The sequence below is a fragment of the Solilutibacter silvestris genome, from assembly GCF_050574925.1.
Classification (GTDB): Bacteria; Pseudomonadota; Gammaproteobacteria; order Xanthomonadales; family Xanthomonadaceae; genus Solilutibacter; species Solilutibacter silvestris_A.
In genome coordinates this window covers 1-26,138 of sequence record NZ_JBCMOO010000005.1, presented here as the reverse complement: position 1 = coordinate 26,138, position 26,138 = coordinate 1, and the positions used below count along the sequence as shown (strand labels likewise).

Genomic DNA, 26,138 nt, shown 5'->3' with positions numbered 1-26,138 from the left:
GCATGAAACATTCCATTAAGTGCCATTCATCGCGTTGCGCAATCACTACTTCATGATCACTCCGCAAGCGACACGCTTGCCTGCATTACCCGCGGGTTGCGAGGTGTAATCGTCGGGATCGGCATGCACCACCAGTGCGCGACCCATCACGTCGCTTGCCTGTCCACTGCCGAGTGTCACGCCGGCGAAATGCGCATCCACCATCGCGACGCCATTGGCATCGGCATGGATGTTCATCTGATCGCCAAGATGGTGTGGTGATGCACCGATCCTGCCGTGCGGTTGCCCACCCGGATTGAAGTGGCCGCCGGCGCTGCTGGCATCGGCGGCGCTGCAATCGCCTTTGTCGTGGATGTGGAAGCCGTGGTCGCTGTTGGGCGCGAGGCCGCTGATCCGGCCGCTGACATGCACGCCATCGGTCATCGCGCCAACCTGCAATGTACCGGCGACCTGGCTGCCGGAACGCGCTTCGAGACTGGCATGTGCGTCGGTTGCGGAGGCTGCCGGCGCGCCGGCATTGGTGCTGGCGCAACCGCCCAGCACTGCAATCATCGAAAGAATCGCGACAGTACGCATCGTTCGCTCTTGGTTCGCATGGGGTCGCAACAGCATGCGCTCGTCGCGATCAATGTTCCATTGCGCACCATTCATTTGCGACGGGTGCGCGACGACCCCAGCTTGCGTGTCACCGTGTTGCGCCCCAGCCCAAGCCGGTCGGCGGCGTGACCGCGATGGCCATCGGTCGCATCGAGCGCGGCCTGCAACAGCACCGTGTCGAAACGCTCGCGCGCCCTGGCGTGGAGATCGTCGACATCCATCGCCAGCTGCGACCGCGCCCAATCGGCGAGCGCGCGTTCCCAGTCGGCGCCGGCGGCCTGCGTTCGCAACGTGGTCAATTGCAGGTCGTCGACGCCGATGCGTGCATCCGGCGCCATCGCCGCCAATCGCCAGCACAGGTTTTCCAGTTCGCGGACATTGCCGGGCCAGTCGTGCGCCTGCAGTTTTTGCAGCGCGGCGCGCGTGAAACGCTTGGGCGCCACGTCCAGCCGTTGCGCCGCCCGCTGCAGGAACCCTTCGGCCAGACGCGGGATGTCGTCGCGGCGTTCACGCAACGGCGGGATGGCAAGACGCACCACGTCGAGGCGATGCAGCAGGTCGGCGCGGAAACGGCCCTGCACGACCAATTGCTCCAGCGGCTGGTGGGTCGCCGCGATGATGCGCACATCGACGCGGATCAGTTCGCGCCCGCCGACGCGGAAGAATTCTCCTTCAGCCAGCACGCGCAGCAAGCGCGTCTGCAGCGGTGCCGGCATGTCGCCGATTTCGTCGAGGAACAACGTGCCGCCATCGGCCTGTTCGAAACGTCCGACATGGCGCCGCGCCGCGCCGGTGAAGGCGCCGGCTTCATGGCCGAACAATTCCGACTCAAGCAGTTCGGCGGGAATCGCCGCGGTGTTGAGCGCCACGAACGGACGCGCCGCACGCGGCGATTCGAGATGGATCGCGCGCGCCACCAGTTCCTTGCCGGTGCCGGTTTCACCGGTGATCAACACGTTCAGCGGCGCCTGGGCGACACGCCCGATGCTGCGGAACAAGGCCTGCATCGCCGGGGTGTCGCCGATCAGCAAAGGCGCTTGCGGCGATTCGGGCACGACTTCGGCATCGACCGTCGGCGTGTCGAGCACGCGCGCCGCCAGCATGACGGCATCGTCAAGATCGAAGGGCTTGGAGAGGAATTCGTAGGCGCCGCCACGGAACGCACCCGCGGTGGACGAGACATCGGTATGCGCCGACATCACCACCACCGGCAATTCCGCATGCAGGCCCTTGATGCGTTCGAGCAGCTTCAAGCCATCGTCGCCCGGCATGCGCACGTCGGTGAACAGCAATGCCGGGGGCGATGCTGCCTGTTGCAGCGCCGACCACGCCGACGCGCCATCGGCGAATTCGCGCACCTGATGCCCGGCATCGCGCAACGCGGTGGCCAGCACGAAGCGCACCGAGGCGTCGTCGTCCACCACCCAGAGTTCAGGCTGCTGCATCGCTGCCTTCCTCCTGCACCGGCAACAACAGGGTGAATACGGTATGGCCCGGGCGCGAGCGATAACTCAAGGTGCCGCGATGTTCGCGCGCCACCTGCTGCGCCAGCGCCAGTCCGAGCCCGCTGCCATCGGCGCGACCGCTGACCAGCGGCAGGAACACCTGCTCCGCCAGTTCCGGCGGTACGCCGGGACCGTCGTCAACGATGTCGAAACGCAGGGCCAGCGGCACCTGTTCCGCGCCGATGCGCGCGCCATGTTCGGCACGCGTGCGCAGGGTGATGTTGGTGGCGCCTGCTTCGATCGCGTTGCGCACCAGATTCCACGCCGCCTGGCTCAGGCGATCGGCGTCGCCGAGCAATTCCGGCAGGCTGGGGTCGTAATCGCGCCCGATGCGCACCGCCCACCCGGCATCGCTTTCGGCGAGCCGCAACACCCGCTCCAACACCGCGTGCACGTTCACCGGCGCGTGCGGTTCCTGTGGACGGGGCGACATCAGGCGTTCCAGCAATGCGGTCAGGCGCTCCACCTCCGACTGGATCAGCTGGCTGAGCTCCAGTGTCGACTCGCCGCCACGGCGCGCGATCAGCTGCGCCGCGCCCTTGATCCCGGCCAGTGGATTGCGCAATTCATGCGCGAGTCCCTTCAACGCCGCGGCGACCGCCGCCGGCAAGGCTTCGCCATCGTGATGCGCGAACTCGTCGACCGGATGGACTTCCAGCAACCAGCCATCGTCGCGTGACGACAGCCAGAGATCGGCGAAGCGCGGCTCGCCGACGGCCGGCACCTGCATCGGGACCCGGCGCAGGCGTCGTGACGGCGCATCGTCGCCGGCATCGGCCAACGCGGTGGCCAGGGCATCTCCGCTCACCTCCAACGCCGCCAGCGGCAGGCCCAGCGGTCGCCGCAGGCCGACGCCGAGCCAGCGCGCGAACGCCGGGTTGCAGCCAACGATCCGGCCTTCGCCATCGGTCCAGGCCAGGGGCGTGGTCAGCAGGTCGGCGGTGGGCTGGGATTCGGTCATCGCAGCGAGTGTGCATCATTTTGGTGCAAACAGCGCATGTTCCCCGCTCGGATTCGACCGCAAGACCCGGGAGGCGCCACACTGATGGCGGACGCAGACTGCGCACCATGGACATGACCCCCGCAATGCATCGAGACGCCCTTGCCGCCGCCACGCTGAGCGATCCGCGCTGGCCCGACGTGCAAGCCCACAACAGTGCCGCCGACGGTCGCTTCTGGTTCGGCGTCGCCACCACCGGCGTGTTCTGCCGCCCCGGCTGCGGCGCCCGCACGCCACGACCGGAGAACGTGCGCTTCTTCGAGAGCATCGAAGCAGCGAAGCTCGCGGGCTTCCGCGCCTGCAAGCGCTGCCGGCCCGAAGGGCTGTCGGATGCGCAGGCCAATCGCGTGCTGGTCGAAGCCGCCTGCCAGCGCATCGACGGCGCCGAACGCGAACCGACCCTGGCCGAACTCGCCGCCGACGCCGGCATGAGTCCCTTCCATTTCCAGCGCATGTTCAAGGCCGTGCTCGGCATCAGCCCCAAGCAATACGCCAAGGCGCGCCGCCTGCAACGGGCGCGCGAACGCCTCGATGCCGGCAGCGACGTCACCACGGCCATGCACGATGCCGGCTTCGGTTCGGCATCGCGCTTCCACGCCGACGCCCTCGGCGGCCTTGGCATGGCCGCCCACGCCCGCCGCGACAACGCGCGCGGCGAGCGCATCCGCTACGCGCTCGGCGACACTTCGCTGGGACGCGTGCTGATCGCCGAAACCGATCGCGGCCTGTGCACCATCCTCTTTGGCGAGGACGACGACGCCCTGATCGCCGACCTGCATGCGCGCTTCGCTCGCGCCGAATGCATTTCCGACGACACCGCGCTGGCGCAGCATTTCGCCGACGTGATCCGACTGGTCGACGATCCCGCGCATGGCCTCGACCTGCCGCTCGACATCCGCGGTACCGCCTTCCAACAGAAGGTATGGTCGGAATTGCGACGCATTCCCGCCGGCAAGACCGTCAGCTATTCCGAACTGGCGACACAGATCGGCGCACCGGATGCCGCACGCGCGATCGCCGGCGCCTGTGCGGCGAATCCGCTGGCCGTCGCCATTCCCTGCCATCGCGTGGTACGTGCCGACGGCGCGCTCTCGGGCTATCGCTGGGGCGTGCAGCGCAAGAAGAAACTCCTGCAACGCGAAGGGGCGATCGAACGATGAGTACGATGGGCTATCGCATCCGCGGCCTCGATCCCGCGCCCTTCCAGTCGCTGTACGGTCTCGATGACGACGCGCTCGCGGCACGCCATGTCGTCCGCTGTCGCGTCGATGGTCCGGGATTTCCCGAACGCGTCGAACTGCGCGACATGCAACCCGGCGAAACCGCGCTGCTGGTCAACCATGAACACCTGGCCGTCGACACGCCCTATCGTTCGCGCCACGCCATCTATGTCCGCGAAGGCGCGACGCAGGCTGCGGAATTCCGTAACGAGATTCCCGATGTGCTGCTGCGCCGGCGGATGCTGTCGCTGCGCGCCTTCAAAGGCGACGGGATGATGCTCGATGCCGACGTGTGCAGCGGCGATGCCATCGAAGCCTTGATCGAACGCATGCTCGCACGCGAGGACGTCGCCTTCCTGCACGCACATTCGGCCAGCCACGGCTGCTACCTCGCCGTGGTCGAACGCGACGACTGAGCCTCAGCTACCCGACCGGGTCAGCGCGTAGAGGATCTTGAGGTCGTCGGGCTGGAATTCCGGCGCCAGATCCTTGCCGTCATCGCGGGCGCGGTAGTGCATGCGGAACGCGCGCAACGCGGCGGCGCGATCGCGGATGTCGTAACCGACCACGCGCATCGCCATCCAGCCATCGAAGCCGGTCGGCGGATCCACCAGTTCACCCTGCGGCCATTGCCCGTAACCGGCATCGGCCAGGCGCTTCCACGGAAACAGCGGGCCCGGATCGATCTTGCGCGTCGGCGCCAAGTCCTGGTGGCCGATGACATTGCCCTTGGGGATATGCAGCCGTGTGGTGAGATCGCCGAGCAACGTCAACAACGCCTGTACCTGCGCTTCGGTGAACGCTTCGCTGCCGTTGTTGTCGATCTCGATGCCGATCGATGCGCTGTTGAGTTCGGTCATGGTGCCCCAGCGTCCGGCGCCGGCCTGCCAGGCGCGCAAGCCATCGGGCACCAACTGGTAGATGTGGCCGTCCTTGCCCAGCAGATAGTGCGCGCTGACCGGATGCGCGGCCTTTGCATCGCTCAGCGTCTGCAGGCTTTCGTCCACCGATCCTTGTTCGGTGTAGTGGACGACGATCAGCTGCGCCTTGCGGTCATCGACATTCGGCGACTTCACGAAGGTGGCGATGGGATTGCGCGGCGGCTGGGTGGCGCAAGCAGTGAGGCCCAGCGCGAGCGAGGCGATCAGCAGTGTCGGAATCTTGCTCATGGCTGGATCATGCCACGGTCGGGTCCTCGAGTCGCAATTGCCAGTAGCCGACGTCGATCCAGCGCCCGAGCTTCCAGCCGACTTCGCGGAACGCGCCGATCGCCTCGAAGCCGAGGCCTTCGTGCAAGGCGACGCTCGCCGCATTCGGCAACGACACACCACCGATCACGATGTGAATGCCACATTCGCGCAGGCGTTCGATCAATTCCGCATACAGATATCTGCCGAGTCCGCGACCACAGGCGGCATCGGCGAGATAGATCGAACTCTCGACCGTGCGCGCATAGGCCGCGCGCGCCTTCCACTGGCCGCCGTAGGCGTAACCGATCACCACGCCTTGCTCTTCCAGCACCAGCCATGGCAGGCCGAGATCGCGCACCTGCGCCATCCGCCGCGTCATTTCATCCGTGTCCACCTCGTCGAGCTCGAAGGTGACGATGGTGTCGCGCACGTGCACGTTGTAGATCGCAGCGATGGCGGCGGCATCCGCCGCCACCGCATCGCGAATCAGGACATCGCCGGTCATCACAAGTCGTAAGCCGATTCGCCGTGCGAGGTGATGTCGAGCCCTTCGCGCTCGTCTTCTTCGCTAACGCGCAGCCCCACCAGCTTGTCGGCGATCTTGAACGCGACGAAGGCGACGACCGCCGTCCAGGCGATCGTGATTCCCACCGCCTTGGCCTGGATCAGCAGTTGCGCGCCGATACCGGGAAAACCGGTGGTCATCTTCACCCAGTCCTGCACCGATCCCGGACCGCCGAGGCTCGGCGAATTGAAGACGCCCGTCAGCAGCGCACCGCAGATGCCGCCCAGCGCATGCACGCCGAAGACATCGAGCGCGTCGTCGGCCTTGATCAGCCGCTTCAGGCCGGTCACGCCCCACAGGCAGATCACACCCGCCAGCAGCCCGATCGCGAACGCCCCGGGAATGCCGACGTTGCCGGCGGCCGGCGTGATCGCGACCAGTCCAGCCACCGCGCCCGAGGCCGCGCCGAGCATCGAAGGCTTGCCCTTGTGGATCCATTCCGCGAAGGTCCACGACAACACCGCGCAAGCGGTAGCGAGATAGGTGTTGATGAAGGCAAGTCCGGCGGTGCCGTTCGCCTCGAGCGCCGAGCCGGCGTTGAATCCGAACCAGCCGAACCACAGCAGCGAAGCGCCGATCATCGTCATCGTCAGGCTGTGCGGCTTGATCGCCTCGCGACCATAGCCCAGGCGCTTGCCGAGCACGAACGCCCCCACCAGTCCGGCGATGCCGGCGTTGATGTGTACCACCGTGCCGCCGGCGAAATCGAGCGCGCCCGTCTGCCAGATGAAACCCGCGGTCGAATTGACGGCATCGACCTTGCCTGCGTCGCTGTAGGCATCCGGACCGGCCCAGAACCACACCATGTGCGCGACCGGCAGATAGCTGAAGGTGAACCAGATCACCGTGAAAATCAGCACGGCCGAGAACTTCACGCGCTCGACGATCGAACCGAGGATCAGGCAGACGGTGATCGCCGCGAAGGTGGCCTGGAACGCGACGAAGACCAGTTCGTACATTGGCGTGTTCTTGGAGAACGTCGCCGCCATCGAGAACGAACCGTCCGCCGGATTGAAGGTGCCGTTGAGGAACAGTCGCGACAAGCCGCCGATGAAGGCATTGCCCTCGGTGAACACCAGGCTGTAGCCGTAGATGCACCACAGCACCGTGACCAGCGAGAACACCATGAACACCTGCATCAGCACCGACAGCATGTTCTTGGTGCGCACCAGCCCGCCGTAGAACAGACCCAGCGCCGGCACGCTCATCAGCAACACCAGCGCGGTCGACATCAGCATCCACGCGGTGTCACCCTTGTTGGGCGTCGGCGCGGCGGCGGCGGTTTGCGCCAGCGCGATGCCCGGCACCAGCAATGTCGCCACGGCCAGCGCGCGCGCGTATCGAAAGATCTCTTTCATGTCCTTCCCCTTCACAATGCGTCGTCGTCGAGTTCGCCGGTGCGGATTCGCACCGTGCGCTCGAGGGATTGCACGAACACCTTGCCGTCGCCGATCTTGCCGGTGCGCGCAGCCTTGACCAGCGCTTCCAGCGCCGCCTCGACCTGCGATTCCGGCACCGCGCATTCGATCTTCAGCTTGGGCAGGAAATCGACGGCGTATTCGGCGCCGCGATACAACTCGGTGTGGCCTTTTTGTCGCCCGAAGCCTTTCACTTCGGTCACGGTGATCCCCGACACGCCGATTTCGGAAAGCGCTTCACGCACTTCGTCGAGCTTGAACGGCCGGATGATTGCGGTCATCAGTTTCATCTCGCAACTCCTCTGGTCAAAAAGACTTGGACAACGTCAACAGCGCGGTGTCGCCGGCGATATCGCGGCCATGCGCGTTGGTGTAAAGGGTTTTGTCGGCATCGGTTCCGGCATAGGCGACGGCGATCGAGTAGCCGCTCTTCCACGCCCGGGTCACGCCCAGCTTCCAGTCGCTGTATCCGTAATCGCGGTGATGGCGAATCGCCTGCTTGCCGGCGTGGGCGTTGAACGTCCAGCCCGGGGTGAACTCCCAGTTCAACGCGCCTTCGATGTAATCGCTGCCCCTGGAGTCGGCGAAACCGAACAGGTTGCTGGTCGAACGCGAATACTTCAGCGTCGCGATGCCGATGTTCGCGGCCGCATAGAGCTCGGTGGTATTCGGATTGACGAACCCCGCCGGATAGCTGCCGGGATAGCCATAGAACTGCACGCCGGCGTCGACGCCGATCTTGTCGTTGAACTTGTGGCGATACCCGCCGTAGACATCGATCTCGAGGCTGTTGGAGACCGGTGCCTGACTGGTGGACTGATCGGACAGCCAATTGACATTGCCGCCCCAAAGGCCGGCATACAGCCCGTTATTTGCGGCGTATTCGATATTCCCCTGCAACTGCGGCTTGCGGTCGCTTTGGGAGATGCCGCGGAACACATCGTCGCTGGTCAATGCCAACGATCCGCTGGTGGTGCCCGCCTCTGCGTCCGTGGTGCACAACGTTGCGAGCAGGATTGCAAGTGATGCGCGCATGCCCGCTTGCGTGCGGGCGGATGGCCTGGATGTGGAACGAAATGCGTTGCGATACGTCATGACACAGGCTCCTAGATGATGGACCTTCCCCAAGTCGACGGTTTTTCGTTCTCTATCCATTGGCGTGTGATGCGGTCTGGTGGTTCACCTCCCTTGTTCGTGAGTGGGCGCCACCGCTCGATGCGCGGTGGCTGCCCGGGTTGCCGTTGTTGCCGGAATCAGATCGTGTAGTACATCTGGTATTCGAGCGGATGCGTCGCCGCGCGGAAGCTGGTGACTTCCTTCATCTTCAGCGCGATGTAGGAATCGATGAAGTCGTCGGTGAAGACGCCGCCGGCCTTCAGGAACTCGCGGTCGGTATCAAGGGCTTCCAGCGCCTGGTCCAGCGAATGGCAGACGGTCGGGATGTTCTTCTCTTCTTCCGGCGGCAGGTCGTACAGGTCCTTGTCGCTGGGCGAACCCGGATCGATCTTGTTCTTGATGCCGTCGAGGCCGGCCATCATCAGCGCGGCGAAGGTGAGGTAGCCGGTGTTCATCGGATCGGGGAAACGGATCTCGATGCGACGCGCCTTCGGGTTGGCGACGTACGGGATGCGGCACGAGGCCGAACGGTTCGACGCCGAATACGCCAGCATCACCGGCGCTTCGAAGCCCGGCACCAGGCGCTTGTACGAGTTGGTGGTCGAGTTGGCGAACGCGTTGATCGCGCGCGCATGCTTGAAGATGCCGCCGATGTACCACAGCGCCATCTGCGACAGGCCGCCGTAGCCGTCGCCGGTGAACAGGTTCTGGCCGCCCTTGGCCAGCGACTGGTGCACGTGCATGCCGCTGCCGTTGTCGCCGACGATCGGCTTGGGCATGAAGGTCACGGTCTTGCCGTAGCGGTGCGCGACGTTCTTGAGGATGTACTTCATCGTCAGGAGGTCGTCGGCCTTCTTGGTCAGCGTGTCGAAACGCGTGCCGATTTCGCACTGGCCGGCGTTGGCCACTTCATGGTGGTGCACTTCGACTTCGATGCCGGCCTGCTGCAACGTCTTGCACATCTCGGCGCGGATGTCGTGCAGCGAATCCAGCGGCGCCACCGGGAAGTAGCCGCCCTTCACCATCGGGCGATAACCGTGGTTGCGGCCGTCGTAGTCGCGCGCGGAGTTCCAGTGCGCTTCTTCCGAATCGATCTGGTAGAAGACGTGGCCCATGTCGTTGCCGAAACGCACGGAATCGAAGATGAAGAATTCCGGCTCCGGACCGAAGAACGCCGTATCGGCGATGCCGCTGGCCTTGAGATAGGCCTCGGCGCGCTTGGCGACGCCGCGCGGATCGCGGCTGTAGGCCTGCATCGTGGTCGGATCGAGGATGTCGCAGGTCAGGATCAGGGTTGGATCGGCGGTGAACGGATCGATCAACGCAGTCGACGGATCCGGCAGCAGGACCATGTCGGAGTTCTGGATGCCGCGCCAGCCGCTGATCGAACTGCCGTCGAACATCTTGCCGTCCTCGAACAGCGAGGCATCGACCACGCTGGCCGGAAAGGTGACGTGGTGCTGCACGCCGCGCATGTCGGCAAAGCGCAGGTCGACCCACTCGACCTTGTGATCCTTGATGAGTTTTTCGACGTGTTCGAGCGACATGGCGGTGTTCCCGGGATGAAGTTGATAGCCAAGCTATCGCAAGGAACGTGCCAAGGCGCGACAATCACAACCAATTGATTTTATTTGATTAATAAGTTGGAGTTTTTATAACTTGCACTTATATGGACATAAATATCACTATTTTGGTGCATTTTATTCAGCGCCATATCCCGACAAGAACCCGTAGTGCACGCGTGATAGCGCGCGACACCTGACGGCGCTACGCGTCGCCAGGAAGACTCTTGGTGTTGATGTTGCCCTTCCGGGGGACAGCCGGAAAGTGAGATCAGCGGCCCTGTGCGGAGCCAGTAGGCGAGCCCGGCGCGGGGTGTTACATAACGCAACTTATGCGGGCGCCAGCCGAACAGTGGCATGGGCGCGCAGGCCGAAGCGAAGTGCATCGATCACGTAGCGCAGGCCGTGGGGCGACCACGACACTGCGCATAATCACAACGTTATGTTTGCACCGCGGCAACCGCGAAGTGGTTGCTGGCCGCAAGCATGAAACGGCAGCATGTCAATTGGTAGTCTCCCAATATTTGGCGCCATCTTTCGCAAAATAATTGGCCAGAAAATCCAGCATATTCGGCCCCACGCCATACCACTCCTCTTTTGGGTCAAGTGGCAGTGCCACTAAGACGCCTCTGTCAGCGGCAAGAGCATTCACATCACGTACAACCAAGTCCTGGTCACCAAAAAATTCAGCCACTACAATCTCGTCCGCTGCAAAGGCATTTGGCCGAGATTCTCTCTGCTCAATCGTTCGCGCAAAGCTTTCGGCTGGCGAAAGCACTCGCATGCCCCACTGCCCATAATCCACGTCTTGAAATAAGCATGCGGCACCAAAGCTTTTCCACATAGCTACAAGATCAGCAGGCAATTTCAGGCCTTCCCATGCCCGTGTAATTTCCTCATCCGTTGCCGGAGGAGTAAACGTGCAAGTGAGGCTAAACGGATTTCCGGCCACGACACGTGGCGGAACCCACTCCATACCCTTCTCAATTAGATTCTGAAAATTCACTTTAGTATCCGCTCCACCAAGGATTGAACTGCTTCTGGTGTACGTCTCTTAACACGGGAACAAGATTATTGAAGTCATTCGTGCCTCCGTATTCGCGGGGCGTGATGTGATGAATATCATACTTGGCCCATCCTCCCTCAGGAGTGGTGAACCCTTTGTCGTACCACTCCTTAATGAAGGCACCGCGTTCCGTTGCACCCCACGGAGCGCGCAGTTCCTTATCCACGATCTTTAGTCCAGCACCAGGATTCGGGATGGCAACCCCTGTTCTAGGGTCGATGACACTCGGATATCTCAGACCCTGCCGGTTAGTCTCAATTTTACGGAAGCTTATTGACCCGCGTTGAGCTTCACGACCGCCAACACTTGACCTGAGCCGTGAAAGCATCCCTTCGACACCTGGGAGCTTCCTAAGAACACCAGATGCACCCGTCAAAATAATCGCGCCTGCTACGAATACACCGGTTGCAGCCGATTTCGCATCAGTTTCGCTATATCCGGGGTCATCCACATATTTTTGAGCCACGGCGCCGACAACTTGTTCCTGCTTTTCTTCAACCCATCGTCCAATTGGCGACTGAGCGATTCCTTGACGCGCAGCAAACATCCAAGGCCCAGAAGCAACGTCAATCGCGACCAGCCCATACTTCAGAATTGGGTTGGCTTCAACTGCACGTCCGATAGTTGTGGCGACCTCGCCAACCTTCTTTGCACCAGTGTCAGCCTCCGCAAAACCGAGCACTGGGTTTTGCTCTCTTCGATCCTGAGCCGCATAGATGTCATCGGTAATTGCCGGAGCAGGGCTCGGCTGAACGGGGTCGAAGAAGTTCGAAAAATCGACTGTTACTTGCGGCACCCCTCCGGCAAACCCATGCGCGTTTTGCAACGCGACCATGTTTGCATCGATAACACTTTGACTTAGAGGATTTCCATTTTCATCCCCCATGAGCGCCAGGCGATCACGAGTGAGATTCATGAAATCATCTTTGCTGTATGTCCCAAAATCAGCCGATCCATACGCAAGGGCCCGATCGGTGACACTTCGCAAGTCATCCAGAGACACATCGCTTCTTGACGTCTTCATGATTCCCAAGACCGTCATTCCGCCAGCATCGCCGAACTTGTCTTTGGCGTCCCGATAAATCGCTACTTGGTCGGGAGTAAGCCCATCAAGCATGCGGTTTTCCGCTTGCCTAGCTTGGATTCCGCCAACTATTGCGTTCCCCAGTGCATTGCCGAAGGCATCCAGCGCGATCTGCCCCCAGTCCTGCTTGCCCATCCCCATCAGGCGCTGCGCCGAGGCATTCGCTGCCCCATTGATGAAGCCACCCTCCAAGTCACCCCAGAAGCCCTGCGACTTGCCGCCCTGCAACACGCTCAACTTGCCACCCAACTCTGCCGAGACATACGCTCCGACCGCTGCAGCCGCCACCCCCTTCCAGCTGAACCCGGTGTGGTTGCCCATCACCGCATTGGCCGCCACCGTAGCGCCGTAGCTGCCGACGCCCTGCACAACTCGACCCAAGGTCGTGAACTGTTGCGCACTCGAGTTGTACAGGGCACTACTGCCCTGCATGGCACTCCCCAATCCCGCTGTTAGACCCCCTGCTACTGCCGCTACCGCAACGTTCTTCCAGCTGAACTCCGAGACGCCCATCGCGCTGCCAACGGCCTGGCTGGCAATACTGCCCGCGGCACCACCCACTGCACCCGCGACGACCGCCGTTGTCGTTCCATACGTACCCGCCAATGCCGCAGTACCGACCGCCATGGTCGAACCACTGCTTGCAGCGGCAGCTCCCATCCAGCCCGCTGCGACGCCTGCCGTGTAAATCGTCACCACAACTGCCACCACAATGATCAGGATCGTCGCTAGTGCGTTGCAATGCTTCTTCTTCGGCGGTGTGATGTAAGGCAGGTTCGGCGCCGTGTTACCAATCGCATCGTTCGGGCTAAACGGTTCGAAAGCGGTGGCGTCATTGGCGCTGACATGGACCGACGGCACCTTCAGCCGCGTCCCCGGCGTCAACGCTTCCGACGGGCTCAACCCGTTCGCTTCCGCCAGCACGTACCAGTAGTTGGCCGATCCGTACATCCTCTGCGAGACCGACTGCAGGGTATCTCCCTGCATCACTTCGATCTCGCCCGATCCTGCATCGCTCGATACGTATCCCGTCAGCTGCGGCAGCACCTCGCTCCCGCCGTTCGCCTTGCCCGTGGCAATGTGTTGCCCGTTGGCATAAGCATAGGTCTCGGTGTAATTGCGCTCGTCAGCGCTCTGGTTGAACGTGCCACCCAGGCTCACCGTGCCCTGGATGCGTCGCAGCAGATCGCCCTCGCCGTCATAGGCGAAGTAGCGCACCCGGTCGTCCAACTGGTCGCGCTTGTCGAACTTCGGCGTCTGCTCGCGGATCACCGTCCGCTGGCCCCAACCGTCGTATTCCGAGGTGGTGAACGTCGCCCGGAAGTTCGGGTTGGTACTCACCCCGTCCACGCGAGTTTCCAGATAGCTGTTGCGCCCCTGGTAGCTCTCGCGGTAATACATGCTGTAGCCGATCGGATCGCTGGTCTGAGCTCCGCTGTCGGCCTCGTGACGATAGGCGGTATAGACGTAACCGCCCAGGCGACCGGCGACGTCATAACCATAGGCGCCGAAGTCCACCTTGGCCAGCCGCGCAAGCCCTTCGCCGATCGCTTCCTCGTTGTAGCCGGTGCCGTCCAGTGAGCGCCCGAAAGAGTCTTGTTGTAGCTGGCGGCCATCGAGGTCATAGGTGGTCGCATCGAGATGCTTCAGACCGCTGGCATCGTAGGTGCGGTGGCGGATCACCCGGCCTGCGTCGTCGTACGTCCATCCCTCGCCGATTGCGCCGACCGCATCGCCCACCGCATAGGTCTGCGACTGCGCGATCTTTTGGCTCCGCAGGTCATAGGTGAAATCTTGAGCGCGTTGCACGCCGTTTTCCAGGAACCGCTGACGCACGAGGTTGCCAGCTGCGTCGTAGTCATAGGCCTGGCTGTCCGAGGCGGCCTTCAACACGATCTGCCCATTGACCAAATCGCCATTGGCAACGCTGACCTGGTTGTTCGCATCATAGGCATACCATGCCGTGGTCATCCCTGCCGTGCCCGAAGCGACGCCGACGGTTTGATCGGGATACTTCCACGAGAACCCGCTCAGCCATACCGGATGCTCGTTATGCGCAGGTGCCCAATACTGGTTGCTGCTGTAGGCGGTCGCGCCGATTTCCACGTAAGCCGCGTCTGCGGGTGCGGTTGCGGTGATGGTCGAGGTACCGCCCGTGCTCGGCGCCTTGATTTCCGAGCCAAGGACGCGGCTGATCAGCTGACCCTGCGCGTTGTAGAACTTCAGTAGGACTTGCGCGCTTTCGTTGCCGTTGGTCGTCCTGAACGTGACGTTGCATTGCGCCGTAATGCTGACACCTGGCTTGACGACACCCCAATCATTGTTGGTGACATCAAAACGCTTGCCACCACGCAGCATGGCGACATAGTTGCCAAAACTGTTCTCCTCGATGGTGAATCCGGTGCTCTTGTTCCACCCGATATCACCATTGTACATGCCGGCGTTTTCCGGTTCGGGCGCATAGATTTCATAAACTTCCAGCGGCAGGCGCACTGCTGTCTGGGCGCCACTGGCAGTCTTAAGCATCAGCAGGATACTGGAATATTGATCTGAATCGCCGGGCGTTCCGGAGAATGTCCGCGTCGCGGCGTCATACGTGACCCAGGCCGGTAGGGTTGTGGTATCCAACATGACCGACTCACCGTTATCGGTCATCGCCCAATCGGCAGGCAACGTATAGCTCCATGCCTCACCGACGCGCACCCGCATGTTGGGAAGCGTGGTGTTCAACCTGGGATTGGGATAGATCCCGCGATCGACACGAATCGCGAACGTGGATGCCACGCCTCCGCGATAGACACGCACTTCGTACACGCCGGCCTCACTGGGGCACCCTTGGATGGCACCGGTGACCGGGTCATAAGAGAACCCGTAGCTCGACAACGCGTTCGCCGGATCCGTGGAGACGGGTTGATAGCCGTTGTAGTATTGCGGGTCCCAATTGTCTCCCGTTGTATACCAACCATACTTCGCAGATTGCCCATTACTCTTCTGGGCGATCGCCATGTAATACGACCCGGTTCCGGGCAGCGCCGTTGCGGGGATCGTCAGATCGAAATGTTCTCCTACCTGGGCTTGCGCATCGCCGATCGCCCCACCGGCTTCGGCGGTGGGCGTGCCTGACTGGGAGAAGTTAATGCTGCAGAAGCTATAGCGACCGCTGGCATCTACCAACGCAAGCTTGGCATACCCATAATTCGATGGAGGGCTGCCAGAGAACGTCCTCGTCGCAGTGTCGTACTGTATGCCAGAAGTCAGGCTTAGCGCGATTACCTCAACATTGTCGCCCACGACCATCCAAGACGGCAGCGTGTAGGCTATCGGATGTCCCGCCGCAAAATTGATCGTCAATTCCTGCGCGAGATGCGGTGGAATTCCGGTATCCAGACGGGCCAGCCCGGGCCCTTGGATATCGTTCGGGTCTCGATAGCCATCCCCATACGCCGTGGTCGCCAACAATGCAGTGACATCGATGCCGTCGCCGACCATCTGGTGCATTTGCGCGCCGGTAGGCAGCACGGAAATCTGGATCAACTTGGTGGCCGACTGACCATTGGCATCCGTCGCCTTCACCTCGACAATGAAGTGCCCGGTGACATTGGGCGCGGTGCCGGAGAACTTCAGGGTCTGACTGTCAAAATTCAGCCATGCCGGAAGTCCGAGAGTCCCGATGCGAGTCAGTTGTGGGTCGGTACTGTAATAGTAATCGTATTGTCGTGGGGTATATGACACCAACGCGCGTGATGCGGTGTACGTCATCGCAACCCCGTCGCGACCGGCGAACAAATCCGTCGGGAGCGTGAGTTCAAACGCCTGACCCGCCTCCACCTGCTGCAGCGGCACGGTTTTCACCGCCGAAACCTTATCCTGGGCCTTGTAGTCCAGCAGGAGTCCGATTTCGCGCGACTGCCCTCCCTGTCCGTTATAGATCCAGAAAACCAGGGGGACCTGGTTATCCGCAAAACCGTACATTCCAGACGACGTGGTCGGCGGCGTTCCCGACAAGGTCTTGGTCGCCGCGTCGTAGGTCAGCCAGTACGGCAGGGAACGATCGAAATAGATCTGCCAATTTCCCGTCGAGACGTCATCGTCGACATCGCTGATCATGTCCGGCGTGAACTGCATGCTCCACGGCTGGCCGGACACGAGTTGCACCGCGGCTGGTCCATTCCAGCGCGGCGGTCGATTGACATGGAAGTCGGCTTCCACCGTTGCGCTATGCCCGTTCGTTCCAGCCAGGGTCAGCTTGAGGCGGACTGTGCCCACCACATCGGGCAGCTTCGTACTATCGACAAGGATTTGATGCCGGACGCCCCCATACTCGACGACATCGTGCACCTGCAACCACGCCGGAAGCTGTGACCCGTCCGCCATCTCGATTGACAGGGTCGTCGGCAGGCGTTCGTCGTACCAGAAGAAACTGTTGGCATAGACCGAATTTCCATAATCTCCAGGATTCGTGGATGCCTTGAGCCAGACATCGCCTGGCGGCCAATCTGCAACATCGATCGCGTCATCGCAGAGGGCGATCGTTGCCGTTTTGCTTGTGACCGCGCCATTCCAGTCGATGGCCTTGACTTTGACGGAGATACTCTCCCGTTGCCCCATAGAGTCAGATGGCGGCATGCCTTCCAGCGTATGCGTGAGCTTGTTGTAGGTGAGCCAACTGGCGCTGGTCGTGACGTCGAATGCCAGCGGATCGCCATCGGGGTCCGTCACGAAATTGGCGGGCAATGTATATGCATAAGCTTGTCCGTAGATGGCCGGAGGAAGAACCGAATCGCTCCAGTCATTCGCAGCGGGCACACCAAAATTAACGATCGGAGCATTGTTCGATGTGTCAGTTGCCGCGGCACCAAACCTGCCGTAACCATCCGAATACTGGACACGGACGCGGTTCCCTGCGGCGTCATAGCTGTAGCGAACGTCGAGCAATCGTTTTTGCTTGTCCATGTCTTCCTGGACGACATGGGTGAGCCGGTTGAGGAAGTCGTACTCCATCCGGGTTTCCAGATGGATTCGCTGCCCGCTGCCATCCATGGTGTTGCTGGTTTCGCGGATGCGGTTGCCGACCTCGTCATACACGTACTGGTAATAACTCCCGTTCCCGTCGCTGAGGAAAGTCAGGCGTCCTTGAGTGTCATAGTCTCTGTATCGATTGGCGGCATACGAGGTATACGTCGTGACCGGCACATAAACCTTCTTCTTCGACCCGCCGAAGAGTTTTTTCAAGAACCCACCACTGCGCCGGGTCTGGACCTGCATGCTGGTCGACGCGATGGTCTGCGTCCAATCGTTGGACTCGCGCTGCAAACGCCCTTTCCAATCGTATTGGTAGTCGTAGCGAACACCACTCAAGTCGTGATGTTCGACCAGTTGTCCGAATTCGTTGTAGTTCCAGGTCTGCTCATCGAGATAAACAGTCTGTCCGTTCGAATCGACGGTGGTGCGCCGGCCATTCTGGATGTCCGGATTCGGCGGATCGATGACCAGCGATTGTTCGCGCGTATTGCCATCGGGATCAATCGCGACAATGACGACTTCGGCCGCGCCGTCGATCGCGGGAACAGTACCGCTCAAGATGCGTGTCGTTGGATCGAAGCTGAGCCAGCCGCCCGCGGCCGGAGTCAGCCCGATTTCTGCATTGATTTCCTCAAGCGACTCTTCCCGGGTGTCGGGGTCCATCGTTGCCTGGGTATAGCGGATGTAAGCCTTGTAGGTCAGGGTCTTTCCGAGCGGATGCGTAAACGCATCCGCGGGAATGGTGTAGCTAAATGCAGTGCCGGGTTCCGGTCTTTGCACGTTGAAGGCGTGTGCGATTGCGGGCGAGGCCGCGTTCCGGGTGTCGTAATCCTGCTGGGTGACCCCCGAGACCACGAGGTATCCCGTCGCCGCGACCTGGGAGGCATCCGTTGTCGCCGTGAAGGTCACGCGATATTGGACGTTGGCCGCCGGGGTTCCCGACAGGGTGCGGGTGACCGCATCCCACTGCAGATCCGTACTGGGCTTGGACCCGCCCCTGCCGTCGTCAACCTCGATCGTCGCTGCAATCGAAATCGTGCGCCCCTGCGGCGCCGAGAAGGCGTCCGCCGGAAGAATGTACGTGTACGTCTGCCCCGCAATGGCGTCCTGCTGCTCAATGATGCCGCCGTCATAGCGTGGGGCACCCGCGGTCAACAGCCCCGGGTCGGACAGCGCGTTCGTCTCGCGAATCTTGTTGCCCAGCGTGTCATAGGCGTAGCTCATCACCACGCCTGCTGCCGTCTGGCTACGAATGACCAGGCCACGACTGTCGTAGTCGTATTGCTGGATACCACCCAACGCATCCTGGACCCGGATCCGGTTGCCCAGCTCGTTCAAGGTGTACCCGGCCTGCATGTTCTCCACGCGCAGCTGCCCGACACCTGCCGCAAAATCCCCCTGCTCGACCAATTGATCGTTCAGATTGTATTTGCTGATGCTGATGTGCCCGTTCGCGTCCTGCTTGTAGAGCGTGCGACCGAAAAGGTCATAGGCGAAGCGCGTCGAATAGCCCCGTCCGTCCTTGGTTTCGACAACATTTCCAGCAGAATCCACGATGTTGCGACGCAGATTTCCGTTCGGGTCCTTCTGCGCGATCTCACGACCCTGCAGGTCGTGGTAAACCGTTCGCTCCGGACGATCGAAGACCTCGGTGCCATCCTGATGCAGGATGCGGACGTAAGGCTGGATCTCTTTCTCCAGCTGATTGAGTTCGTTATAGCGATAGTCGGTGCGCGCCCCGCGCGAATCCTCCACGAACAGGGTATTGCCCCAACGATCCGTATGGGACAACGTGATCTTCGGCGCCACCCAAACTTCGGAAGAGCTTTCCTCCTGCCCTACGACTGCGATCAAACCGCCCTTGCGGTCGTAGACGTAGGAATTCTTGTCGTCCCCAACGAGGTTTCCCATTGAGTCGTACGTGAAGTTCTGCGTAAATCCCTTTTCGTTGGTTTCGACGAGATTTCCGTCGCGATCATAGTTGTAATAGATCGCAAAATCCCAATCGGCCAACCCCGGATCGGTCCGCGTGTCGCGGAGGGCGATTTCGCCAAAGGCGTTGTAGCGCACCTGGCTTCCGCTATCGACTTCGTGCTGAAACACTCCATCGGCGAGCCATTCACGAGCAGTTTCCGTCCTCACCTGACGACCGCAAGCGTCATATGCGCTCGTCATGACGACCATGACTGGCGCGGCTGTGGCGTTATGCAACGCGAACCGGGTCGTGAGAACATTTCCTGCGGCGTCGAAGCTCTTGTTGATGATGTTTCCAGCTGCATCACGTGACCACAACTGGCGACCGAGCGCGTCATAGCCGAACGACTGTGTCTGGTCGGAAGACGATGCGACCGGCGTACTCTCGCCTTGCTGGAGGCCGTTCGCATAGCGGTGCACCTGGATGGTGTCGCCGAAGCTGTCGTACAGCATCTCGGTAACCGGAGATGCGGCCTCATACAGCTGAGCGCTCGCCAGATCAATCGATTGGTCCGAGGCCAGAAGCTGCTCGGCATTGCTGCGTAGAACCTGACGCTCGGGTTCAATCACATCCACGACTCGTCCTAGCGCATCGTAGTGCGTTTGCGTGTGGCCATTGACCGTATCGAGCGCAATAACCCGACCTTCGGCATCATAACCGGTTGTGGTCACGATCTGGCCTGCGGCAAACGTGCCATCCGCAGGATTGCGAATGTGTCTGGATTGCGTCTCGGAAATCCTGCGGTTCAACGCATCGTAGGTGTACGTCGACACACGGTCGAAACCGTTGGCTTCGTCGCCTGCCGGCGGAAGATCCGGGCGCTGATCGGGATTGAAACGATATGCGTCGGCCATTGTCGCATTACCGGGCGAATTCGCCCTGCTCGCGAACTCCGGCCTGACTTGGTAACCCAACGAGTTGGGATCGAAATCATTGAAGACATGCAGCGTCTTCGCGTATTCCACCCTCCGCGTCAGGTTGCCGTAGGCATCGTACTCGGACGTCGTGGCATAGCCTTCCGGATCGATTGATAGCGTCTCCCGGCCATTCGCATCCCGGTAATAGACGGTCCTGGCATATCGATCCGGAATATCGATCCCGCTGCTATATCCCCCCTCTCCGCCACCACCGCCATTATTGCTGGCAACGCCCGCCTGGAACACGGCGGTCTCAACAAGATCGCCGTACGTGTTGTACGTGCTTTCTGTCGATTTGTCGGTGTTGCCGTTGCCCGTATAGACGACCCGTCCTTCGCAATCGTATTCCGTGAGAATCGATCGCGCATTCCACCATTGCGCACTGTCTACAGCACCCTGCAGCTGCTGAAGCGAAGCCTCGGAGGCATCCATCGGAAGCGCGATCAGCTGCGTGAAACGCCTGAGCACAACGCGCTCTCCAAACGCATTGTATTCGTATCTCGAGACGCCACCTTCCGCGTCGATATCTGCCGCCAGGCGGCCAAGATTGTCGTACGTCTTGAATGAATAGTGTCCACGCATATCGCACTGCGCCACAGCGCGACCGAGCGTGTCGTAGGTGACGCGAATGGTCGGACGACTTCCCGTCGGGACGATCTGTCCGGTGACCGGATCCTGCTCTCCGGGATCTGCATAGATTGTCGCAGTCTGATGCCCGCGATTGTCGTACTCGTAGTCGGTTTGGCGTGCCGAATATCCGAAATCTTCGATTCGGGAGACGAGGTTCCCCAATGCGTCGTATGCATACCGCGATTCGATCGCACGCGTGACCGAGATGGTCGTCCCGTCGGACTGTGCGGTGGAAATCCGAATCTCTGGCGTGATCTCGGAAGTCTTCCGTCCCGCGGCATCGTAGCCATAGGTCCAGACATCGCCATTTTTGTTAGTCCTGGCGATGACCTGGCCAACCCCGTCGTATTGAGTCGACTCCTGATGCCCAAGCGCATCCGTCGTGGAAATCAATCGACCAGCATCGTCATAAGCATATTGCGTCGCCCGTGACCCGGCGCCGGATAGTGCCTGCTGGATTTGGGCAGCATCGTTCGCAGTGCTACCTACCGTAAGATCGTACGCGCGCGTCGCTGTGACGCGTCCGCTGCTGTCATAGACGGTCTCAGCCACATCGCCCATGGCATCGATCGCATAGATTTCACGGCCAGCCGCGTCATAAACGCTGCGTGTTTGCCTGGATTCTCCGTTGTTTATCTCGACGAAGGCAGTATCGAAGTCGGTTCTGGAATAATCCTGTTCGAACGTCGATTCTTCCGTCTCGATATAGATTTTGTAATCGATGGTCTTGGCGTACTTGATGTCGCGAATTACGTTACCGCTGGCGTCACGCACGAATTGCTCGATCCGGGCTTGTGCATTGCCATATTCGTTTTCAGGAGAGCCTTCGCCACCAAAATTCTGATTCGGGTCCTGCACGACCGGCTTTGGCGACTGCCGTGTCAGCACGAACTCCAATCGACCGGCAGTATCGTAGATATTTGTTGTTGCCCGGTCTTGCGGATCAAGCAGATACGGCGGGAAGGTCGGTGCGTCCGTGTCAAACGAAACCCAACCCGTGTCTGGATAGGCATATTCGATGGTTTCGACCACCCGGCTGGCCGCGTCATAACGGATTCGCGTGCCCGTGCCGTCGTTTCGGAGCATCAGCTCCTTGCGTCCGGCGCCATCGTAATAGTTGGACGATTGGATCCCGGACTCATCGGAAAGCAGTCCCTGCGTGAGCAGTTCGCCACTCTGGTCGTCGTAAACGCTATGGAATTCCGAAGCTGCAACCATACCGGCCTTGAATCGATCACGCAGTACGACATCAGACAAATCGATGGCAACCGTATATGCCACCGTTCCGATGGCGCGCCCGGCCGCATCGTAATTGGATTCGGTAACGCCACCTGCGGCATCCACGGTAAACCGCACGCGGCCCACAGCGTCATAGACCAGGCTCGTGACTTCGTCGTGCGCATCATCGGCCACTGCCGTCGGCGCCAGATTGCCGACCTGGAGGTCTGCACGCACGGCATTGATATCAATCACAGTCGCGTAGTGACGCGTCTGGGCCAGGCGATTCGCGGCATCGTAGGTGTATTCGCAAACTGCGCCGTCGCCATCCACCGTGTAGCGGACACGGCCGTCCTCGTCATAAACACGGTAGGACTGCACATCGCGCGCATCGTCGGCCACGAGCGTCCCATCGACCTGCATGCGATTTGTATATTGGCGCGTCGCGATGAGTTGGCCCTTGACGTCATACGTCATCCGGGTCACGCCATTGTCGCCATCAATCGTCTGGATCAGGCGGTTGGCTTCGTCATAGGCGTAGGCCGTGACGCGACCTGCCGCGTCCGTGCGACTGGTGACATTGTCGTTTTCGTCGTAGACATAGGTGGTCGTCAATGCCAACCCGTTCGGATCCACCGTTTCCGAGATCCGGCGTCCGAGACCATCGTAGGCATAGGCCACGGCATGCACCGCAGTCGTCCCTGCACCTTCGGTGACCGTTAATTGACGGCCCAGGCCATCCCAGGTGTAATCGGTCTTGAGCGCCAGGCCGAGCGGATCAACCGTGGTCTCGATGAGTTGACCTGCAAGGTCATACGTCATCGCAGTGACAACACCGCTCGGATCCGTGACCTGGATTTGACGCCCCTGACCATCGTATGCATAGGCCGTGGTTAGCGCGAGTCCATTCGGATCGACGACGCGCGTCAATACACGACCCGCAGCATCGTAATTCAACTCAACGACGCGACCGGTTGCGTCGATGGTTCGATGCAACAGCCCCCGCGCATCGTATTCGTTTGAAGTTGTTGCGCCTGCCGCATCCATGGTACCGGCCAGATGGCCATCATGGTCGTAGGTGTACGTCGTTGTTTCGTTCAAGCCATTGGTAACGGAGATTGTCTGCCCCAAAGCATCGTGAATCGTTTTGACCGTGACCCCTTCCGGGCTGGTCACCGCGATGCTTTTTTCAATGTCGTTGTAAATGAATGTCGTTTCGTTATTCGCCGCGTCGAGCTGGTTGGTCACGCGTCCATAGGCGTCATAAACCAGACGCGCCTGCTCCAAGCGGCCAGAGACCGTACTCGAGCTTGTGACTTGGCGACCAAGTCGGTCGTAGGTGAAATCGGCAACCGTACCCCGAGCATCCGTCATTGATATGCGATTGAATGCATCCCAAGTCTGGGTCGACGTGCGGATCTGCGCATCAATACCTGTCGACGACTCCGTCGTGCTGATCAGTCGACCCAAGCTGTCGTAAGCCAGGACGGTGGTTTCCGACTGCGTTTGCGCGAGGTCGCGGAATTCCGTCTTGCTTCGCAAGGCGCCGAAGCTGTTGTAGTAGTAGTTCGTCAGGTAGCCATTTGCATCCAGGCGGCTGGCAAGAAGACCGCGGGTGTCATAGGTGAATTGCTGATGGTTATCGCTCGTCGGTGCGTATTGCAGCGTATTGATTGCCAGCAGCACACTTGCACGGTCTCCAGGCATCGTGATCGTGATGCGCCCACTGTAGGCAATGCTGTCCTGGACTTGCCCGAATGCGTTATAACGCGTCTCGGTCACTTCACCCGCGCCGTTGGGGACGCCATTGGTATCGGCCACACCGCGAACCCGGAACGTCTGGCGACCGGCGGCGTCATAGACATACCATGTCTTGTTGCCGTTGGCGTCACTGCTTTCGATTCTGCGCCCCAACACGTCGTAACGATGCGTCACGCCATATTGGTTGTAGATGGCATTGAGCTGCGCCTCGGTCATGCCCGGCAACAAATGGATCGAGCCTTCGCCTCCCAACTCACCAATCAGGTTTCCAAACACGTCGTAGCGCTGGTTGTTCTCGCGAACCTCACTCGCCCCGGCTGCGGTATCGGTTCGAACCAAACGCCCCATAACGTCATAGCTATAGGTCGTGACCGTGCCTTCGGCATTCGTCTGGGTCACGAGTTGGCCCATGGCGTCGTAGGCCATGCGATTCGTCCGCACTGCCCCCGAAGCAACCATGCCATGCAACGTCGCCAGCGACTCGTCGCCGGTCAGACCCGTTAACCGCAGAGCATATGCACGCGTCTCGCGCGCATGCCCGGTCTCATCGATCGACGATTCGGTCAGGTAGCCTTCTGCATCCAGCGTCGCGATGACATTGCCGCGACCGTCGTAAAACATCCGGGTCCGCACGTCAGCAGCGACATTCCCCGCTGGCCGCAATTGATCCAATGTTCCGTCGCCGCGAAGCGCCTGATCCGTCGCAGTGGCATAACGCACCGATCCGATCTGGCGCCCGCCACGATCATAGGAAAATTCGGTCAGATAGCCCGCAGGATCAAGCGATGCAATCTGCCGCCCGGCGGCATCGTAAAACATCCTTGAAATCCGGAATGCGCCCGATTCGGACGCAGTTCCACGCGAATCGATTGCGCCCGACGACGCCAAACGTCCGGCGCCGTCGTACCAGCTGAAAGACCAGAGCGCGGTAAATGCTTGGAGCGTTTGGGTTAGGCGTCCCGATGCATCGTATCCATATTCCGTGTATCGATCATCATCCGTTCCCACTGGCTGGATTTGGGTGAAATCGCTCACGCTTACCTGTCCGTCGATCAACCATCCTGTCGTATCCACCCGGGTGGCATAGGCTACCGACGTAAAAACTTGCCCCTTGTAGTTATAGCGATACTCCACTACCGAACCGGTGGCATCGACGTCCGCCTGCAAGTTTCCGCCACCATCGTAAAAGTGATACGTCCGTGCACCGGACGCGTCCTCGGTTGCTCGCAGTTGCCCTTCGGCGTCGTAGAACCAATGCGAGGTATGTACCTCGCTGGTCGAGGCCGCCGATTCGGTCGCAGTGATGACTTGCCCCGCTTGGTCGTAGACCTGGGTCTGGATCAGCCCATTCGCTTGCGTCACCACCAATCGGTGGTTGGCATCGTCGTACAAACGCGTCGTCGTGTGATTGAGCGCATCAGTCGTTGAGGTCAGACGCCCCATCCCGTCATAGACGAAGGACGTACCTTCCAGCTGGTCGCGATTGGCGCCACGCACTTCAATTTGCTGGCACAGCAATCCCTGGGCATCGTAGCTGTAGCGCACGATCTCGAGTCCGGCATCGACCACGCCGACGCCGTTGGCATCGACCGTGGCATAGGCCCGACGCTCTGCCAATGCACCGCGCACGTCGTAGCTGAAGTCGACACGGGTGATCTGCCCCATGTCCTGCCCGGATACCCAGCTGGCGAGCTGAGATTCGGTCAGCGCCTGCGTCGGCATGAGCCCCGTGAGATCGTACCCGCCTCCCAGGTACGTCAGGGTCAATGACAGTTGTTGCACACCCGATGCGCCGACAGTGGCGTAACGGTATTCAGTGACGTCGCCAGCGGCATCCACAGCGAAACGCAGACGATTGCTGGCATCGTAAACGTAGCGCTTGGTCTCGGCGACCGTCGTTACCGTATTGCCATTGTCGTCGAGCTGCGGATAGCGCGTTTCAGATACGACTTGGCCAGCAGCGTTGTATTCGCGATCAACGCGCTCCTTGCCTTGAATCACCTGCAGCAGATCGCCATTGGCGTCGTAGCTGTAGGTGGTTATCCCCCCCATCGCATCCGTCACCTGGCTCAGGTGCCCCACGGCATCGTAGGCGTAATGAGTGACCGCGATTTGCCCTCCATCGGCCGGCGCCTGCACCACCCGCAACTGGCCGGCCGCATCGTAGGCATAGGTCCAGCCTCGTCCCGCCGAGTCAACCACCTGCGTGGAGGTGTAGCTCACGCCGCCATCGGTCAGCGTGCCGTCGTAGTTGAACGTCAGCGTCTGCCCGGCGCCATCGGCATCGTTGGT

13 protein-coding genes are annotated in these 26,138 nt (G+C 60.9%); 2 read left to right on the top strand and 11 right to left on the bottom strand.

The genetic code is table 11. The features are described 5' to 3' along the window. Positions 1-45: 45 nt before the first annotated feature. The 3 genes from ABE093_RS10275 to ABE093_RS10265 form a co-directional block, all read right to left on the bottom strand. Positions 46-552, bottom strand: a complete 507-nt coding sequence (locus tag ABE093_RS10275; RefSeq protein ID WP_430760803.1) for a superoxide dismutase family protein — start codon at positions 550-552, stop codon at positions 46-48. 95 nt (positions 553-647) lie between these two features. Continuing rightward, on the bottom strand, positions 648-2,042 hold the full coding sequence (gene ntrC, locus ABE093_RS10270) for a nitrogen regulation protein NR(I) (RefSeq protein ID WP_430760802.1): 1,395 nt from the start codon (positions 2,040-2,042) through the stop codon (positions 648-650). Further along, the gene (locus tag ABE093_RS10265; protein WP_430760801.1) at positions 2,029-3,063 is read right to left on the bottom strand and encodes a two-component system sensor histidine kinase NtrB; all 1,035 of its coding nucleotides are present in this window, start codon (positions 3,061-3,063) and stop codon (positions 2,029-2,031) included. The genes ntrC and ABE093_RS10265 overlap by 14 nt, the downstream gene beginning before the upstream one ends. 107 nt (positions 3,064-3,170) lie before the next feature. On the opposite strand from ABE093_RS10265, the gene ada reads away from it, so the two are divergent. Next, entirely contained in the window at positions 3,171-4,262 is a 1,092-nt protein-coding gene (gene ada, locus ABE093_RS10260; RefSeq protein ID WP_430760800.1) for a bifunctional DNA-binding transcriptional regulator/O6-methylguanine-DNA methyltransferase Ada, read from the top strand. Then, the gene (locus ABE093_RS10255; protein ID WP_430760799.1) at positions 4,259-4,738 is read left to right on the top strand and encodes a DUF1203 domain-containing protein; all 480 of its coding nucleotides are present in this window, start codon (positions 4,259-4,261) and stop codon (positions 4,736-4,738) included. The genes ada and ABE093_RS10255 overlap by 4 nt, the downstream gene beginning before the upstream one ends. Before the next feature lie 3 nt (positions 4,739-4,741). On the opposite strand, the gene ABE093_RS10250 is transcribed toward ABE093_RS10255, so the two are convergent. The 8 genes from ABE093_RS10250 to ABE093_RS10215 form a co-directional block, all read right to left on the bottom strand. After that, positions 4,742-5,491, bottom strand: a complete 750-nt coding sequence (locus tag ABE093_RS10250; protein WP_430760798.1) for an N-acetylmuramoyl-L-alanine amidase — start codon at positions 5,489-5,491, stop codon at positions 4,742-4,744. 7 nt (positions 5,492-5,498) lie between these two features. Continuing rightward, the gene (locus tag ABE093_RS10245) at positions 5,499-6,017 is read right to left on the bottom strand and encodes a GNAT family N-acetyltransferase (RefSeq protein ID WP_430760797.1); all 519 of its coding nucleotides are present in this window, start codon (positions 6,015-6,017) and stop codon (positions 5,499-5,501) included. After that, on the bottom strand, positions 6,017-7,435 hold the full coding sequence (locus ABE093_RS10240; protein ID WP_430760796.1) for an ammonium transporter: 1,419 nt from the start codon (positions 7,433-7,435) through the stop codon (positions 6,017-6,019). Before ABE093_RS10240 ends, ABE093_RS10245 begins: the two co-directional genes overlap by 1 nt. 11 nt (positions 7,436-7,446) lie before the next feature. Next, on the bottom strand, positions 7,447-7,785 hold the full coding sequence (locus tag ABE093_RS10235; RefSeq protein ID WP_430760795.1) for a P-II family nitrogen regulator: 339 nt from the start codon (positions 7,783-7,785) through the stop codon (positions 7,447-7,449). 16 nt (positions 7,786-7,801) lie between these two features. Next, positions 7,802-8,530 (bottom strand): TorF family putative porin, encoded by a 729-nt coding sequence (locus tag ABE093_RS10230; RefSeq protein ID WP_430760794.1) that lies wholly within the window; start codon positions 8,528-8,530, stop codon positions 7,802-7,804. Between the two features lie 218 nt (positions 8,531-8,748). Continuing rightward, positions 8,749-10,158, bottom strand: a complete 1,410-nt coding sequence (gene glnA, locus ABE093_RS10225; RefSeq protein ID WP_430760793.1) for a type I glutamate--ammonia ligase — start codon at positions 10,156-10,158, stop codon at positions 8,749-8,751. Between the two features lie 517 nt (positions 10,159-10,675). Then, entirely contained in the window at positions 10,676-11,179 is a 504-nt protein-coding gene (locus tag ABE093_RS10220; protein ID WP_430760792.1) for a hypothetical protein, read from the bottom strand. A 1-nt stretch (position 11,180) separates the two neighbouring features. Continuing rightward, positions 11,181-26,069: a putative Ig domain-containing protein gene (locus tag ABE093_RS10215; RefSeq protein ID WP_430760791.1), complete on the bottom strand. Its 14,889-nt coding sequence runs from the start codon at positions 26,067-26,069 to the stop codon at positions 11,181-11,183. Between the last annotated feature and the right edge of the window lie 69 nt (positions 26,070-26,138).

What these genes read in the sequence shown, in the direction of transcription:
- ntrC (WP_430760802.1), bottom strand. Translation starts at nt 2,042, where the DNA reads ATGCAGCAGCCTGAACTCTGGGTGGTGGACGACGACGCCTCGGTGCGC.
- ABE093_RS10255 (WP_430760799.1), top strand. Translation starts at nt 4,259, where the DNA reads ATGAGTACGATGGGCTATCGCATCCGCGGCCTCGATCCCGCGCCCTTC.
- ABE093_RS10235 (WP_430760795.1), bottom strand. Translation starts at nt 7,785, where the DNA reads ATGAAACTGATGACCGCAATCATCCGGCCGTTCAAGCTCGACGAAGTG.
- ABE093_RS10245 (WP_430760797.1), bottom strand. Translation starts at nt 6,017, where the DNA reads ATGACCGGCGATGTCCTGATTCGCGATGCGGTGGCGGCGGATGCCGCC.
- ada (WP_430760800.1), top strand. Translation starts at nt 3,171, where the DNA reads ATGGACATGACCCCCGCAATGCATCGAGACGCCCTTGCCGCCGCCACG.
- ABE093_RS10275 (WP_430760803.1), bottom strand. Translation starts at nt 552, where the DNA reads ATGATTGCAGTGCTGGGCGGTTGCGCCAGCACCAATGCCGGCGCGCCG.
- ABE093_RS10265 (WP_430760801.1), bottom strand. Translation starts at nt 3,063, where the DNA reads ATGACCGAATCCCAGCCCACCGCCGACCTGCTGACCACGCCCCTGGCC.
- ABE093_RS10230 (WP_430760794.1), bottom strand. Translation starts at nt 8,530, where the DNA reads ATGCGCGCATCACTTGCAATCCTGCTCGCAACGTTGTGCACCACGGAC.
- ABE093_RS10240 (WP_430760796.1), bottom strand. Translation starts at nt 7,435, where the DNA reads ATGAAAGAGATCTTTCGATACGCGCGCGCGCTGGCCGTGGCGACATTG.
- ABE093_RS10250 (WP_430760798.1), bottom strand. Translation starts at nt 5,491, where the DNA reads ATGAGCAAGATTCCGACACTGCTGATCGCCTCGCTCGCGCTGGGCCTC.
- glnA (WP_430760793.1), bottom strand. Translation starts at nt 10,158, where the DNA reads ATGTCGCTCGAACACGTCGAAAAACTCATCAAGGATCACAAGGTCGAG.